At 66.2% G+C, this 14,228-nt stretch carries 13 protein-coding genes; all 13 read left to right on the forward strand.

Annotated features, from left to right (window positions below; translation table 11 throughout):
- Nucleotides 1-10: 10 nt before the first annotated feature.
- The 13 genes from ACOGI7_RS00610 (at nucleotide 11) to ACOGI7_RS00670 (ending at nucleotide 14,226) form a co-directional block, all read left to right on the forward strand.
- Nucleotides 11-1,309, forward strand: a complete 1,299-nt coding sequence (locus ACOGI7_RS00610) for an aspartate aminotransferase family protein (protein WP_419849993.1) — start codon at nucleotides 11-13, stop codon at nucleotides 1,307-1,309.
- Nucleotides 1,310-1,350: 41 nt separating this feature from the next.
- The gene (gene hydA / locus ACOGI7_RS00615) at nucleotides 1,351-2,760 is read left to right on the forward strand and encodes a dihydropyrimidinase (RefSeq protein WP_419849994.1); all 1,410 of its coding nucleotides are present in this window, start codon (nucleotides 1,351-1,353) and stop codon (nucleotides 2,758-2,760) included.
- Between the two features lie 29 nt (nucleotides 2,761-2,789).
- Nucleotides 2,790-4,277 carry a CoA-acylating methylmalonate-semialdehyde dehydrogenase gene (locus ACOGI7_RS00620; protein WP_419849995.1) on the forward strand — a complete coding sequence of 496 codons (1,488 nt, stop codon included), beginning with the start codon at nucleotides 2,790-2,792 and terminating at the stop codon, nucleotides 4,275-4,277.
- Between the two features lie 45 nt (nucleotides 4,278-4,322).
- Nucleotides 4,323-5,324: a TIGR03842 family LLM class F420-dependent oxidoreductase gene (locus ACOGI7_RS00625; RefSeq protein WP_419849996.1), complete on the forward strand. Its 1,002-nt coding sequence runs from the start codon at nucleotides 4,323-4,325 to the stop codon at nucleotides 5,322-5,324.
- Between the two features lie 74 nt (nucleotides 5,325-5,398).
- Nucleotides 5,399-6,313 carry an LLM class F420-dependent oxidoreductase gene (locus tag ACOGI7_RS00630; protein WP_419849997.1) on the forward strand — a complete coding sequence of 305 codons (915 nt, stop codon included), beginning with the start codon at nucleotides 5,399-5,401 and terminating at the stop codon, nucleotides 6,311-6,313.
- Between the two features lie 66 nt (nucleotides 6,314-6,379).
- Nucleotides 6,380-7,051, forward strand: coding sequence for a GOLPH3/VPS74 family protein (locus ACOGI7_RS00635; protein ID WP_419849998.1), 672 nt, complete (start codon nucleotides 6,380-6,382; stop codon nucleotides 7,049-7,051).
- Nucleotides 7,052-7,061: 10 nt separating this feature from the next.
- Nucleotides 7,062-7,883 carry a TauD/TfdA dioxygenase family protein gene (locus ACOGI7_RS00640; RefSeq protein ID WP_419849999.1) on the forward strand — a complete coding sequence of 274 codons (822 nt, stop codon included), beginning with the start codon at nucleotides 7,062-7,064 and terminating at the stop codon, nucleotides 7,881-7,883.
- A 56-nt stretch (nucleotides 7,884-7,939) separates the two neighbouring features.
- Nucleotides 7,940-8,977, forward strand: a complete 1,038-nt coding sequence (locus tag ACOGI7_RS00645) for a cyclase family protein (RefSeq protein WP_419850000.1) — start codon at nucleotides 7,940-7,942, stop codon at nucleotides 8,975-8,977.
- Nucleotides 8,974-9,828, forward strand: coding sequence for an SDR family NAD(P)-dependent oxidoreductase (locus ACOGI7_RS00650; protein WP_419850001.1), 855 nt, complete (start codon nucleotides 8,974-8,976; stop codon nucleotides 9,826-9,828). Before ACOGI7_RS00645 ends, ACOGI7_RS00650 begins: the two co-directional genes overlap by 4 nt.
- An 8-nt stretch (nucleotides 9,829-9,836) precedes the next feature.
- Nucleotides 9,837-10,964, forward strand: coding sequence for an epoxide hydrolase family protein (locus tag ACOGI7_RS00655; protein WP_419850002.1), 1,128 nt, complete (start codon nucleotides 9,837-9,839; stop codon nucleotides 10,962-10,964).
- A 48-nt stretch (nucleotides 10,965-11,012) separates the two neighbouring features.
- The gene (locus tag ACOGI7_RS00660; protein WP_419850003.1) at nucleotides 11,013-12,008 is read left to right on the forward strand and encodes a Zn-ribbon domain-containing OB-fold protein; all 996 of its coding nucleotides are present in this window, start codon (nucleotides 11,013-11,015) and stop codon (nucleotides 12,006-12,008) included.
- On the forward strand, nucleotides 12,002-13,069 hold the full coding sequence (locus ACOGI7_RS00665) for a lipid-transfer protein (protein WP_419850004.1): 1,068 nt from the start codon (nucleotides 12,002-12,004) through the stop codon (nucleotides 13,067-13,069). Before ACOGI7_RS00660 ends, ACOGI7_RS00665 begins: the two co-directional genes overlap by 7 nt.
- Nucleotides 13,069-14,226 carry a thiolase domain-containing protein gene (locus ACOGI7_RS00670; RefSeq protein WP_419850005.1) on the forward strand — a complete coding sequence of 386 codons (1,158 nt, stop codon included), beginning with the start codon at nucleotides 13,069-13,071 and terminating at the stop codon, nucleotides 14,224-14,226. Before ACOGI7_RS00665 ends, ACOGI7_RS00670 begins: the two co-directional genes overlap by 1 nt.
- Nucleotides 14,227-14,228 lie beyond the last annotated feature (2 nt).

A 14,228-nucleotide genomic window follows, 5' to 3' on the forward strand; every position in this document is an offset into this window, starting at 1 on the left:
GTCAGCCACCGTGACCACCAACGCCGAGCTCCACCTGCGCTACCAGGCGATTCTCCCCTCCTACGTCAAGCCGCTCTACGCCGAGCCCATCAGCATCGAGCGCGGCCAGGGAAGCTATGTGTGGGACGTGGAGGGAAACCGGTACCTCGACTTCTTCGGCGGCGTGCTCACCACGATGGTGGGGCACAACAACCCCGCGGTCACCGCGGCCATCCAGGAGCAGGCGGCCAAGGTGCTGCACACCTCCACGCTCTACCTCTCCGAGCCGATGATCGAGCTGGCCGAGGAGATCGCGGCCATCAGCGGCATCCCCGACGCCCGGGTGTTCTTCACCACCTCGGGGAGCGAGGCCAACGACACCGCCATCCTGCTGGCCACCAGCTACCGAAAGTCCAACGAGGTGCTGGCCATGCGCAACAGCTACCACGGACGCTCGTTCACCGCGCAGGCCATAACCTCGCATTCTTCCTGGTCGTCGACCGCGCTGTCGGGCCTGTCGGTGCACTTCGTCCACGGGGCGTATCAGCTGCGCAGCCCCTTCCGGCATCTGGATGACGACGAGTTCACCGAGGCCTGCACCGACGACCTCACCCAGGTCCTCGACATGATGACCACCGGGTCGGCGGCCTGCCTCATTGCCGAGCCCATCCAGGGCGTCGGCGGGTTCGCCACCCCGCCGGACGGCTTTTTCGGGTCGATGCACAAGGTGCTGGCCAACCGGGGAATCCTGTTCGTGACCGACGAGGTGCAAACCGGCTGGGGGCGCACCGGCGAGCACTTCTGGGGATACCAGGCCCACGACATCGTTCCCGACATGCTCACCTTCGCCAAGGGCGTGGGCAACGGAATCACGCTGGCCGGCATCGTGGCCCGAGCCGAGATCATGGACACGATCAAGGCCCTGAGCTTCTCCACGTTCGGCGGAAATCCGCTGTCGACGGCGGCGGGGCTGGCCACCTTGAACTACGTGCGGGAAAACGACCTCCAGGGCAACGCCCTGCGCATGGGCAAGCGGTTGGCCGATGCGCTTCGGCCAGTGGCCGAGCAGACGCCGTGGATCGTCGAGCTGCGGGGCAAGGGGCTTATGCAGGCCATAGAGATCGTGGAGCCGGGCTCGATTCAGCCCGACGCCGGCCGGGCCGGTGAACTGCTCGAAGGGTGTAAGCGGCGGGGGCTTCTGGTGGGCAAGGGGGGGCTGTACGGAAACGCCCTTCGGATCACCCCGATGCTTGATGTGACCGAGGAGGAGATCGACGAGGGCGTGACCGCCATTCTCGAGACCATTGAGGAAATCGACAAGCAGGTTTGAGGCATGACCACTCTCATCGAGGACGAATAGGGGCAGAAACCATGACCATTTTGATCAAGAACGGCACGGTGGTGAGCTCGACCGGGGCTGATCCGGCCGAAGTCCTGATCGACGGCGAGGTCATCGTCGCCGTGCTGCAACCGGGATCCGAACTAGCCCTGTCAGCCGAGAACGGGGCCGATCGGGTGATCGACGCCACCGGCAAGCTGGTCGTTCCCGGCGGGGTGGACGTACACACCCACATGGAGCTGCCCTTCGGCGGCACCATCGCGTCCGACGACTTCGAGACCGGCACCCGGGCCGCGGCCTGGGGCGGCACCACCACCATCGTGGACTTCGCCACCCAGAGCTACGGGCTCGACGTGCGCGAGTGCTTCGACGCCCGCATGGAGCAGGCCGAGGGCCGCTGCGCCATCGACTACGGCTTCCACATGATCATCGGCGACGTCACCGACGCCGCCCTCAAAGAGATGGACCTGCTGGTGAACGAGGGAGTCACCAGCTTCAAGCTCTTCATGGCCTATCCCGGCGTGTTCTACAGCGACGACGGCCAGATCCTGCGGGCCATGCAGCAGTGCGCCGGCAACGGCGGGCTCATGATGATGCACGCCGAGAACGGGATCGCCATCGACGTGCTGGCCGAGCAGGCCTACGAGCGGGGCGAGACCGACCCGGTGACCCACGGGTACGTGCGGCGGGCCGAGTTCGAGTCGGAGGCCACCCACCGGGCCATCCAACTGGCCAAGGTGGGCGCCGCCCCCCTCTACATCGTGCACCTGTCGGCCAAGCAGGCGCTGGAGCAGGTGGCCATCGCCCGCAACAACGGCGCCAACGTGTTCGCCGAGACCTGCCCCCAATATCTCTACTTCAGCCTCGAAGAGCACCTTGACCAGGGCTGGGACGGCGCGGCCTACGTGTGCTCGACCCCGATCCGGTCGCACCACGACCACCACCAGGACGAGCTGTGGAAGGGGCTGCGCACCAACGACTTGGCCGTGGTCGCCACCGACCACTGCCCGTTCTGCATGAAGGAGCAGAAGGAGCTGGGCGTCGGCGACTTCCGGGCCATACCCAACGGCATAGGCGGCGTCGAGCACCGGATGGACTTGATCTTCCAGGGGGTGGTCACCGGGGAGATTTCCCTGCCCCGCTGGGTGGAGCTGTGCTCTACCACCCCGTCTCGCATGATGGGCCTCTACCCCCGCAAAGGAATCATCCAGCCCGGATCCGATGCCGACGTGGTGATCTACGACCCCCAGGCAACCTGGACCATCAGCGTGGAGAACCACCACATGAACATCGACCACTCGGCCTATGAGGGGATCGAGGTCAACGGCCACGTCGACACCGTGTTGTCGAGGGGCCGGGTCATCGTCGACAACAACCAGTACCTGGGCTCCATGGGCGACGGGCAATACCTGCGCCGCGGTCTCAGCTCTTATCTGATCTGAGGCTCGGACCACGCGGGAGAGGGGGAGAAATGCGTGAGATCCATCATTTGATCGACGGCCAATCCGTGGCCGGCACCTCGGGGCGGACCTCCCCGGTCTTCAACCCGGCCAGCGGGCAACAGACGGGCGTGCTGTCGCTGGCGTCGGCCGACGAGGTCGATGCCGCGGTGGCTTCGTCACAGGCCGCCTTCGAGGAATGGTCGAACGTGTCGATTGCCCGGCGGACCACCCTGATGTTCGCCTTCCGGAACTTGGTGGTGGACAACGCCGAGGAGGTCGCCAGGCGTCTCACGGCCGAGCACGGCAAGGTGCATAGCGATGCCATGGGCGAGGTGGCTCGGGCCATCGACAACATCGAATACGCCTGCGGTTTGGCCGAGCACCTCAAGGGAAGCCACAACGAGGCGGCGTCCACCGGCATCGACGTCTACACCGTGCGCCGCCCTCTCGGGGTGGTAGCCGGGATAACGCCGTTCAACTTCCCGGCCATGGTTCCCATGTGGATGGCGCCCAACGCCATCGCCTGCGGAAACACATTCGTGCTCAAGCCCTCGGAGCGCGACCCATCGGCCCCGATGTTCATCGCCGAGCTGTTCCAAGAAGCGGGCTTCCCGCCTGGCGTGCTCAATCTGGTGAACGGCGACAAGGTGGCGGTCGACCGGCTGTTGGAGCACCCCGACGTGAAGGCGGCCAGCTTTGTGGGGTCCACGCCGATTGCCCGCTACGTGTACGCCACCGGCACTTCGCACGGCAAGCGGGTACAGGCACTGGGCGGGGCCAAGAACCACATGGTGGTTCTGCCCGATGCCGACATCGAACTGGCCGCCGACTCGGCGGTGTCGGCGGCCTACGGTTCCGCCGGGGAGCGCTGCATGGCCATCTCGGTGGTGGCCGCGGTGGGCGAGGTGGCCGATCCCTTGGTAGAGGCCATCAAGCTCCGCATGGAGAAGCTGGTGATCGGCGATGGCACCGATTCGGCATCGGATATGGGGCCGCTGATCACCCGTGAGCACCGCGACCGGGTGGCCGGCTACATCGGTTCCGCCGCCGAGCAGGGGGCAACCGTGGTGGTGGACGGCCGCGATACCCGGTTCGACAACGACGGCTTCTTTCTCGGGGTGTCGCTGCTGGACAACGTCACCGCTGAGATGGACGCCTACCGCGACGAGATCTTCGGCCCGGTGCTCAGCGTCGTGCGGTGCGACACCTACGCCGAGGCCGTCCAGCTCATTGCCGACAACCCGTGGGGCAACGGGGCGGCCATATTCACCCGGGACGGCGGGGCGGCCCGCCAGTTCCAAGAGGACGCCGATGCGGGCATGGTGGGCATCAACGTCCCCATTCCCGTGCCGGTGGGCTACCACTCCTTCGGCGGCTGGAAGGACTCGCTCTTCGGCGACACCACCATGTACGGCCCCGAGGGAATCCGCTTCTACACCAGGCCCAAGGTCATGACCGCCCGATGGCCCGATCCCTCCACCAGCACAGTCGACCTGGGCTTTCCGACCAATGAGTGAGGTTGGGCGGCGATCACAGCCGCTCACTCGGATGAGGGAGTAGCCATGGATTTCGGCGTCGTCCTGCAAACTGATCCTCCGGCCTGGCGGGTGGTGGAGCTGGCCAAGCGGGCCGAGACGCTCGGCTTCAACTACGGCTGGACCTTTGACAGCCACGTTTTGTGGCAAGAGCCCTATGTGATCTACAGCCAGATGCTCTCGGCCACCAACCGCATGATCGTCGGGCCCATGGTCACCAACCCCGGCACCAGGGACTGGACGGTCACCGCGTCGCTCTTCGCCACGCTGAACGACATGTTCGGCAACCGCACCGTGTGCGGCATCGGCCGGGGCGACTCCGCCATGCGGGTGATCGGCCACAAACCCCGCAGCCTGGCCACGTTGAGCGAGTCGATGCGGGTGATCAAAGACCTGGCCGAAGGCCGCAAGACCGAGTACAACCACACCCAGCAGCACTTCCCGTGGGCCGGGGAGTCGGAGCTCAAGGTGCTGATGGCGGCTTATGGTCCCAAGGCGCTGCACCTGTGCGGCAGCGAGTCGGATGGGTTTATCCTCCAGTTGGCCGATCCGGCGATCGCCGAGTGGACCATCTCCGCTGTCCGCCAGGCTGCCGAGGAGGCGGGCCGCGATCCCGACAGCCTGTACATCTGCGTGGCCGCACCCGCGTATGTGGGCGACAACATCGAGCACCAGCGAGAGCAGTGCCGATGGTTCGGCGGCATGGTGGGCAACCACGTGGCCGATCTGGTAGCCCGCTACGGCGACCAGGGGGTGGGCGTGCCCCAGGCGCTCACCGACTACATCGCCGGGCGGGAGGGCTACGACTACAGCGGGCACGGCAAAGCGGGCCACGAACACACCGACTTCGTTCCCGACGAGATCATCGACCGCTTCTGCCTCCTCGGAGACGAGGACGCCCACCTGGCCCGGCTGCGCGAGCTGGAGGCGCTGGGCGTGGACCAGTTCGCCATCTACCTCATGCACGACCAAAAGGACGAGACCCTCAACGCATACGGCCAGCGAATCATCCCGGCGATGGGCGGCTAAGGGCGACAGAGCATGTCCAAGGCGAGGGGGGCCGCAGTTGACCAATCGACTGGGCCATCGAGAAGACTGGGGGAATGAAGTTCAGCTTCGGCTTTCCGCTGATGGCCCATCCGCAGAACCCCGAATTCCTGACCGCCGAGGCCGTTTCCGAGTTCGCTCGGGCGGCCGAGGCGGCGGGGTTCGACTCCTGCTCGCTCACTGAGCACCCCCTGCCCAACGACCGGTGGCTGGCCAGCGGGGGCCACGACGCCCTCGACCCATTTGTGGCGCTAGGGGTGGTGGCCGGGGCTACTACCCGGCTGCGGCTTCTCACCAACCTGACCCCGGTGCCCTATCGAAATCCGGCCATCTTGGCCAAAACGGTGGCCACCCTCGACCGGCTCAGCGACGGTCGGGTCATTCTTGGCGCGGGGGTGGGCTATCTGCTCTCCGAGTTTGAAGCGGTGGGAGTGGACTTCGACCAGCGCAATGCCCTTTTCGACGAAAGCCTGGAGGTGATGCGGCTGATCTGGTCGGGCGAAACGGTGAACCACCAGGGCCTCAACTTCACCATTGCCGACAGCACCGGGCTTCCCACCCCGGTGCAGTCGCCGGTGCCGGTGTGGATCGGGGGCAACTCCAAGCTCTCCCGCCGCCGGGTGGCAGAGAAGGCCCAGGGGTGGATGCCCATGCCCAATCCGGCGGCACTGGCCTCCCGCCGCCGCTCGGCCCACTTAGAGACCCTGGATGAGCTGGCCGAGATGATTGCCTATCTCCATGACCACGCCGCGTCGGTGGGCCGCACCGAGCCCATCGACATCAAGTACATGGATCTTGAAGTCGGGCCGGTGGGCACGCCGGGCTGGAACGCCGACCAGCACTTGGAGAACATTGCCGCCCAAGCCGCCATCGGCGTGACCGCGATGGCCGCCCTCATCGCCGGCGATACACGCTCACAAATTGTTGAGGCCCTGCATCAATACGGCGAGGAAATCATCGCCTATCGTTAGGCCTATGTTGAGATTTGTCGAGGGCACTTCCAGCGGTTGTGGTGCGGAGCTTGAGAGGAGCTTCCTATGTTGAGATTTGTTGAAGAGATCCTTCTCCTGTTGTTGCGAGACGACGACGGGAAGTTCATCAACGTGCCCCAGTCGTCCATGGACCGGGCCGTCGGCGGGGCGGTGCTGATGGAGCTGGCCATGGAGAACCGGATAGACACCGACTTGGAGCACCTGATCCTGGTGGACGACACCCCGCTAGGCGACGATCTGCTGGATCCGACGCTGGCCATGATCGCCGAAGGGCAGGGCGTCGAGGGCCAGGAGAAAGACGCCCGGCACTGGGTGGAGCAGATCTCCCAAAAGGCACCGGAGATCCGGGAGGCGACGCTGGACCGGTTGGTGGAGCGGGGCATCCTGGAGCGTGAGGACGACCGCTTCCTGTGGGTGTTCCGGTCGCGCCGGTACCCGATGATCGACGGTGAGGCCGAGCGGGAGGTCAAGCTGCGGATCATGGGCGTGCTGTTCAGCGATGAGATCCCCAGCCCTCGCGACGTGGTGATCATCTGCCTGGCCCACGCTTGCGGGATCTTCAGCGAGCTGCTCTCCAAGCGGGAGCTGGAGCAGGCCAGTGCCCGCATCGAGCAGGTGCGCAAGCTCGACCTCATCGGCCAGGCCATGTCCCAGTCGATCCAAGACTTCGAGATTTGGCTGGCCAACGCCGCCGTCCAAGGACGCGGCTTCTTCTAAGGCGCCGAGCATGGCCGATTGGACCGTAGAACCGTTCGGGGGAGTGCTCGGGGCCCGGGTGACTGGCATCGACCTGCGGGAATCGCTGGCCGACGGTGAGCGCGATGAGCTCTACAAGCACCTGCTGGAGCATCTGGTGCTGGTGTTCCCCGGTCAATTCATTGACGACTCCCACCAGATGGAGTTGCTGGCCCCGTGGGGTCGGCCCTACATCCATCCCATCGGCCGGGTGGCAGGGGCGGTGGAGGCCAAGGTGGAGCGCATCGTGGACGACGAGGAGCGTCCGCCCTACCAGGACAAGTGGCACACCGATGTGACCTGGGATCCCGACCCGCCCATCCTGGGCACGCTGCGGGCCATCGAGATGCCGGCCCGGGGCGGCGACACCATTTTTGCCAGCATGTACGCCGCCTACGACGGCTTGTCGGAGACATTGCGGGATCGGCTGGAGGGAATCAGCGCCTGGCATCACATGGGGCCGGGCCAGTCGTTCAAGTCCAAGGCCGGGGTGGAGCTGTATGACCGCACGAAGGAGCAGTTCCCGGGCACCGAGCGTCCGGTGATTGCCGTCCACCCCGATACCGGCCGCCGCTATCTCAACGTGAACAAGAACTTCACCAGCCATCTGGTGGGCTTCGACCGGGCCGAAAGCGACGCGGTGCTCGACTGCCTCTATGAGCACGCCACTCAGCCCAACTACACCATCCGCTACGAGTGGACCGAGGGCGACGTGATCTTGTGGGACGAGCGCTGCACCCAGCATTTCGCGGTGGCCGACCACTATCCCCAGCGCCGGGAGATGGCCCGCCTCACCGTCTCCGCTCCTGCCTGACCACCCCTTCTTTGCTTCTGAGCAAACTTGATGATGGTGGCTAGGCTGCGCCAGTGATGTTCGACGATCAGAAATTCGACGTAGAGGCGGCCGCCGCCGGGGCGTGGGCTCCCAGCCGGTATGGGTCCGACGACATGCTGGGCACCTACAACGAGGTCACCGAGCAGAAGCGGGCCGACGCCTTGGGGATGCTGGATCTGACCAAGCCGATTCGCACCTATTCGATGGGAGACGGCATTTGGCCCGGCTATCCCGCCTACAGCACCCGGGAGTTCGCACAGAAGCTGGTTATCGCCGGTTACGACCCCGGCGAGGGCTTTGAGGGCGAGATCGTGAGCGGCACCCAAGGGCTGGGACCGTCGAAATTGGGGTATTCCGAGGAGCGGGTGTCGTACACCTTCAACATGAGCACCAAGATCAACGGCTTCACCCACGCGGCGGTGGACGGCACCTTCTACAACGGCCACCAGGGCACAGATCTGGCCCGCACCGATGGGGTGACCGCCATGGACGTTCCCTCATGGGGGGCTCCGCTGCTCACTCGGGGACTGATGATCGATGTGGCCGCCCAGGTGGCGGCCACCACCGGCGATGTGGAGACGAACCAGGCCGGGCTGCCTCGGCTCACCGACCAACACCGCATCACTGTGGAGCAGATCGAGGGGGCTTGGGAGCGCCAAGGCCTGCCTGATCCCGAGCCGGGCGACGCTCTGTGTCTGCGCACCGGGTGGATCAGCCTTTCTCGGGAGGACCCCGAGCGGTTCCTAGCTGGATCGCCGGGGCCGTGGATTGCCGAGAACAAGTGGCTGGCCTCTCACCGTCCGGCGCTGGTGTCCACCGACAGCTGGATGTGGGGCTTCTACGACTTCGAGGCCACCGAGGGGTGGATGTCGGTGGGCCACCAGCTCATGCTGGTGAAAGAGGGCATCCGCCTGGGGGAGTCGCTGAGCTGCGAAGAGGTCGCCGCGGCTGGGGTGGACCGGTTCGTGTTCTGCCACTCCCCGTTCCGGGCCAAGGGGTCCACCTCGTGCTCGTCGCCCCCCATGGCTATTGCCAACCCACCAGGTGCCAACCCACCGGAGGAATCATCATGAGCATCTTGGACGGATCACCCCTGGCCGGGAAGGTGGCTTTGGTCACCGGGGCCAGCCGGGGCATCGGCAAAGGCTGTGCCTTGGAGCTGGCTGCCGCCGGGGCTGCGGTGTACATCACGGGACGTACAACAGGTGCTGGCCAGCATCCGCTGCCTGGCACAGTGGGAGGCACCGCGGAGGAGATCACCGCAGCGGGGGGTACCGCTACCGCGGTGGCCTGCGACCACCGCGACGACGATGCGGTGCGGACGGTGTTCGACCAGATCGCTGAAGAGCAGGGCCGCTTGGACGTGCTGGTGAACAATGCCTTTGCCATTCCCGACGAGCTGACTGCCATGCTGCCCTTCTGGGAGGTGCCCATCTCCAACTGGGACGACATGATGGATGTGGGCACCCGCTCGGCTTACGTGGCCTCGGTGCTGGCCGCCCCGGGGATGATCGACCAAGGCGACGGCCTGATCGCCAACATCAGCTCGTCGGGGGCCACAGAGTACGCCTGGCACGTGGCCTACGGGGTGGGCAAGTGCGCCCTCGACCGCATGACCGCCGACTGCGCCCGCGAGCTCGGGGACACCGGGGTGTCGATGGTGTCGGTGTGGCCCGGGTTCGTGCGCACCGAGCGCATCGATGTGGCCGTTGACTCCGGGGTGGAGCTGCCGCCGAGCTTGGACCTGTCGGCCGCGGAGTCGCCTCGGTTCACTGGCCGGGCGGTGACCGCCTTGGCCATCGACGCCGACCGATCCCGCTATTCCGGTCAGGCAGTCTCGGCCCGAGACATGGCCGATGCCTACGGCTTCACCGACATCGACGGCCGCCTCCCCGCCGGCCCCCTCCACGACCGCACCGGTTAGCCGCTGTTATGACCGCTGTGGAGCCGTTCGCCATTGAGGTGCCCGACGAGGTGCTCGATGACCTCCACCGTCGTCTGGACGCCACCCGGTGGTTCGACCCGCTGCCCGGTGCCGGATGGAACGAGGGGACCGATCTGGATTACCTCAAAGAGCTGTGCCGCTACTGGCGCCATGAGTACGACTGGCGAACGGTGGAAGCCGAACTAAACCGGTTTCCCCAGTACACCACCGTTATCGACAACCAGAACTTGCACTTCATCCACGCCCGCAGCCGCAACCCGGACGCCATGGCCCTGGTCATCCACCACGGTTGGCCCGGCTCCATCACCGAGTTCGCCAAGGTGATTGAGCCGCTGCGGGAGCACTTCCACGTGGTATGCCCGTCTCTGCCCGGATACGGCTTCTCCGGACCTACCGCTGAGCCGGGCTGGACGCCCCGGCGGATGGCTACGGCCTCGCTGGAGCTGATGAGCCGTCTGGGCTACGAGCGGTTCGGCGCCCAGGGTGGGGACTGGGGGGCGATGGTCACCTCTCAGATGGCACTCCAGGCCCCGGAACGACTCACAGGCATACATCTGAACCTGATAATCGCCCCTGAGCCTCCGCCCGGAGCAGTGCGCGACCTGACTGATGAGGAGAGGGCAGCCCGGTCAGAAGGCCGGACTCGCAACCTGGTGGAGCGGGGCTACCGGGAGCAGCAGGCCACCCGCCCACAGACCTTGTCGGTTGGCTTGAACGACTCCCCGGCCGGACTGGCTGCCTGGATCGTCGAGAAGTTCCTGGTGTGGAGCGACATCGGCCCCGAGAACGACATCGAAGCCAGCTTCAGCAAAGACGAGCTGCTTACCAACGTGATGGTTTATTGGGTGACTGGCACCATCGCCTCGGCCAACCGGCTCTACTACGAGACCCGAATCGGGGGCCGAGGATCCTCAGCCCCCGACCGCCGGGTGGAAGTGCCCACCGCCTACGCCCGTTTTCCCGGCGATGGTATTTTCCCGGCTCGTCCATGGGTGGAGTACTGGTACAACATCGTCCGCTGGACAGAGATGCCCCGCGGCGGCCACTTCGCCTCCCTCGAAGCCCCCGATCTGTACATCGACGACGTCACTGCCTACTTCGGCACCTTGAGCTGACCCCGTTTGCTTTGGGGGAGGCTCTAGGCGTGTGGTGAACTTGCCGCCGTGCCCCAGTTGCATGATGTTGATTACACCCTTGAGTACCCCTACACCCGCACCACCGGGCCGGTCATCGGTCCGTTTCTGACCGGGTTGCGCGACGGCCGCATCCTCGGCCAGCGGTGCGGTGAACGGGTGCTGTGCCCGCCCATGGAGTTCGATCCGGACACCTTCGCCACCCTGGAGCCCGACTTGGTTGAGGTGGGCCCTGGCGGGGAGGTGGTGAACTGGACCTGGGTGGCCGAGCCCTCGGCCAAGCACCCCTTCGACCGGCCGTTCGGCTTCGCCTTCATCAAGCTGGACGGGGCCGACACCTCCCTGGTGCACGCAGTGGACACCGGGGGCGACCCCGAGGCCATCAGCACCGGCATGAGGGTGCGGGCCCAGTACCGGGACGAGCGCCACGGCTCTGTCGCCGATGTGTACTTCGTGCCCGAGGCCGACGCCGCCGATCAGGTGATCGAGCCGGGTGAGGAGCCGGTGACCATCACCGAGCACCTCATCGGCCTGCGCATCAACGAGCCGCTGTACCCCCACCGGGCCCGGTTCGCCCAGGGGCTGTTGGACGGCAAGATCATCGGCCAGCGCAGCCCGGTCACCGGCAAGGTGTATGTGCCGGGTCGGGGCTACGACAACATGTCTCGGGTGCTGATGAGCGAATCCGACGAGGTGGAAGTGTCCGACGTGGGCACCGTGGTGGCGTTCACCGAGCTGAACCCGGTGCAGTACTACGGCCAGACCGAGACCGAGCCCTACGTGCGGTGCTCGATCCTGTTCGACGGGACCGACCAGCCGGTGATCGGCATCGACATCCGCGACATGACGGTGGACGAGATGCGGGTGGGGATGCGGATGCGCTGCATCTGGCGCGATCCCGAGGAACGGTCGGTGGAGGACATCGACAACCGCTACGGCAACATTCCCGAGACGGTGTACGCCCGGTTCGAGCCCACCGGCGAGCCCGACATTCCCGCCGATGAGTTGAAGGAGCACTCATGGTAAGCCTGGCTGAAGACGTGGCCATTGTCGCGTTCGAGCAAACCTCTTCTCACGCCCACTTCAACGACAGCGAGCCGGCCATGATCATGCCGTGCGTGAACTCGGTGATCGAGCAGGTGGGCATGGACCGCCACGACATCGACTTCACCATCGCGGGGAGCTGCGACTACCTGTCGGGGATGCCGTTCGCCTTCGTCATGAACATTGACGCGGTGGGGGCGTGGCCCCCCGTTTATGAGAGCCATGTGGAGATGGACGGCGCCTGGGCCCTGTTCGAGGGATTCGTGCGGCTTCAGTCGGGCGACATCGACACGGTGCTGGTGTCGGGCTCGGGCAAGTGCTCGCCGGGTAGCTACCGGGAGGGGTTCTCACTCCAGACCGACCCCTACGTCCATGCCCCCATCGGCCTCGACCCTCGCACGCAGGCGGGTTTCCAAGCCCAGGCGCTCATCGCCGCGGGCAAGGCCACCGAGAGGGACTTCGCCGAGGTGGTAGCCCGCAGCCATGCCAACGCCAAGGACAACCCCTATGCCCAGCTCAGCGGAGACCTGTCGGTGGACGAGCTGCTGGCCGAGCCCTACGTGCAGCAGCCGCTGCGCCGCCTCGACTGCCCGCCCACCAGCGACGGTGCCGCGGCCATGATCATCGCCCGGGCCGACAAGGCCCGGGAGCTGTGCGACAACCCGGTGTGGATCCGGGCCATCGACCACCGCATCGATTCGCACCACCCCACGCTGCGGGACCTGACCGACTCCCCGTCGGTGCGCATCGCGGCCGATCGGGTGGGCCTGCACGACGGCCCGGTGGACATCGCCGAGCTGACCGTGACCTACAGCCCCGAGGAGATCATCCTGCGCGACGCCCTCGGCTTGAACGGTGAGACCTCCGTGAACCCGTCGGGCGGGCCGCTTACCGGCAGCCCGTTCATGGCTGTGGGCCTCACTCGGGTGATCGAGTTGGCCCGGGGCATCCGCAACGGCGATGGCGGCCGGGGCGTGGCCCACGCCTCTAGCGGCCCGGCCCTGCAACAGAACCTGCTCTGCGTCTTGGAAGGAGACGGATAATGGCTCCACGACCTTGCGCTGTCATCGGTGTCGGCCAGACCAAGTACAAGCGCCGGCGCGACGATGTGACCTTGGACGGCCTGGTGCGGGAGGCCGCCCTCCGGGCCTTGGAAGACGCTGGCGCCACCTTCGACGACATCGACGCCATTGTGATCGGCAAGGCCCCCGACGCCCTCGAAGGCGTGATGATGCCGCTGCTGAGCCTGTGCGACGCACTGGGGGCAATCGGCAAGCCCATCCACCGGGTCCACACCGCGGGGTCGGTGGGGGCGTCCACCGCCATCTCCGCAGTGAACCTGGTGGAATCGGGGATGTACGACACCGTGCTGACCATCGCCTATGAGAAGCAGTCGGAAGGCAACGCCACTTGGGCGCTGTCGGGCGGCAAGAGCGGCGGCCAGGGCGCGGGCGGCACGTTCGCCCCATGGATCCGCAACTACATCGCCCGCTCCCAGGCCCCCGAGCACATCGGGTGGATGGTGGCGGTGAAGGATCGGCTCAACGCCCTCAAAAACCCCTACGCCCACCTGCATCTGCCCGACATCTCCATTGAGAAGGTGCGGGAGTCGCCCATGCTGTGGGACCCGCTGCACTTCTTGGAGTCGTGCCCCTCCTCGGACGGGGCCGCGGCCGTGGTGCTGGGCAACGACGACATCGCCAAGAAGTCGGGCCGCCCGCCGGCGTGGGTCATCTCCCACGCCAAGCGCACCGAGTTCGGCCAGTTCCCCGGGCGCGACACGGTGCGGCCCCAAGCCGGGGTGGAGTGCTCGGAGGCCCTGTACCGCAAGGCGGGCATCACCAACCCCCGGGAGCAGATCGACTGCGCCGAGCTGTACGTGCCGTTCTCGTGGTACGAGCCCATGTGGTTGGAAGGGCACCTCATCGCTGAGGAAGGCGAGGGGTGGAAGATGACCGACGCCGGCGACACCGAGCTGGGCGGGTCGTTCCCGGTGAACATGTCGGGCGGCGTTTTGTCGTCCAATCCCATCGGAGCATCGGGCATGATCCGCTGCCTGGAGGCGGCCAACCAGGTGCGGGGCACCGCGGGTGAATACCAGGTGCCGGGGGCCAAGATCTCCATCGGCCACGCCTACGGTGGCGCCGCCCAGTACTACGCCATGTGGATGGTGTCGTCCGAGCTGAATCCGGTCTTCTGACG

It is taken from the genome of Candidatus Poriferisocius sp. (assembly GCF_965204145.1).
In the GTDB taxonomy this organism is placed as follows: domain Bacteria; phylum Actinomycetota; class Acidimicrobiia; order Acidimicrobiales; family Bin134; genus Poriferisocius.

What these genes read in the sequence shown, in the direction of transcription:
- hydA (WP_419849994.1), top strand. Translation starts at nt 1,351, where the DNA reads ATGACCATTTTGATCAAGAACGGCACGGTGGTGAGCTCGACCGGGGCT.
- ACOGI7_RS00620 (WP_419849995.1), top strand. Translation starts at nt 2,790, where the DNA reads ATGCGTGAGATCCATCATTTGATCGACGGCCAATCCGTGGCCGGCACC.
- ACOGI7_RS00625 (WP_419849996.1), top strand. Translation starts at nt 4,323, where the DNA reads ATGGATTTCGGCGTCGTCCTGCAAACTGATCCTCCGGCCTGGCGGGTG.
- ACOGI7_RS00630 (WP_419849997.1), top strand. Translation starts at nt 5,399, where the DNA reads ATGAAGTTCAGCTTCGGCTTTCCGCTGATGGCCCATCCGCAGAACCCC.
- ACOGI7_RS00635 (WP_419849998.1), top strand. Translation starts at nt 6,380, where the DNA reads ATGTTGAGATTTGTTGAAGAGATCCTTCTCCTGTTGTTGCGAGACGAC.
- ACOGI7_RS00640 (WP_419849999.1), top strand. Translation starts at nt 7,062, where the DNA reads ATGGCCGATTGGACCGTAGAACCGTTCGGGGGAGTGCTCGGGGCCCGG.
- ACOGI7_RS00645 (WP_419850000.1), top strand. Translation starts at nt 7,940, where the DNA reads ATGTTCGACGATCAGAAATTCGACGTAGAGGCGGCCGCCGCCGGGGCG.
- ACOGI7_RS00650 (WP_419850001.1), top strand. Translation starts at nt 8,974, where the DNA reads ATGAGCATCTTGGACGGATCACCCCTGGCCGGGAAGGTGGCTTTGGTC.
- ACOGI7_RS00655 (WP_419850002.1), top strand. Translation starts at nt 9,837, where the DNA reads ATGACCGCTGTGGAGCCGTTCGCCATTGAGGTGCCCGACGAGGTGCTC.
- ACOGI7_RS00665 (WP_419850004.1), top strand. Translation starts at nt 12,002, where the DNA reads ATGGTAAGCCTGGCTGAAGACGTGGCCATTGTCGCGTTCGAGCAAACC.
- ACOGI7_RS00670 (WP_419850005.1), top strand. Translation starts at nt 13,069, where the DNA reads ATGGCTCCACGACCTTGCGCTGTCATCGGTGTCGGCCAGACCAAGTAC.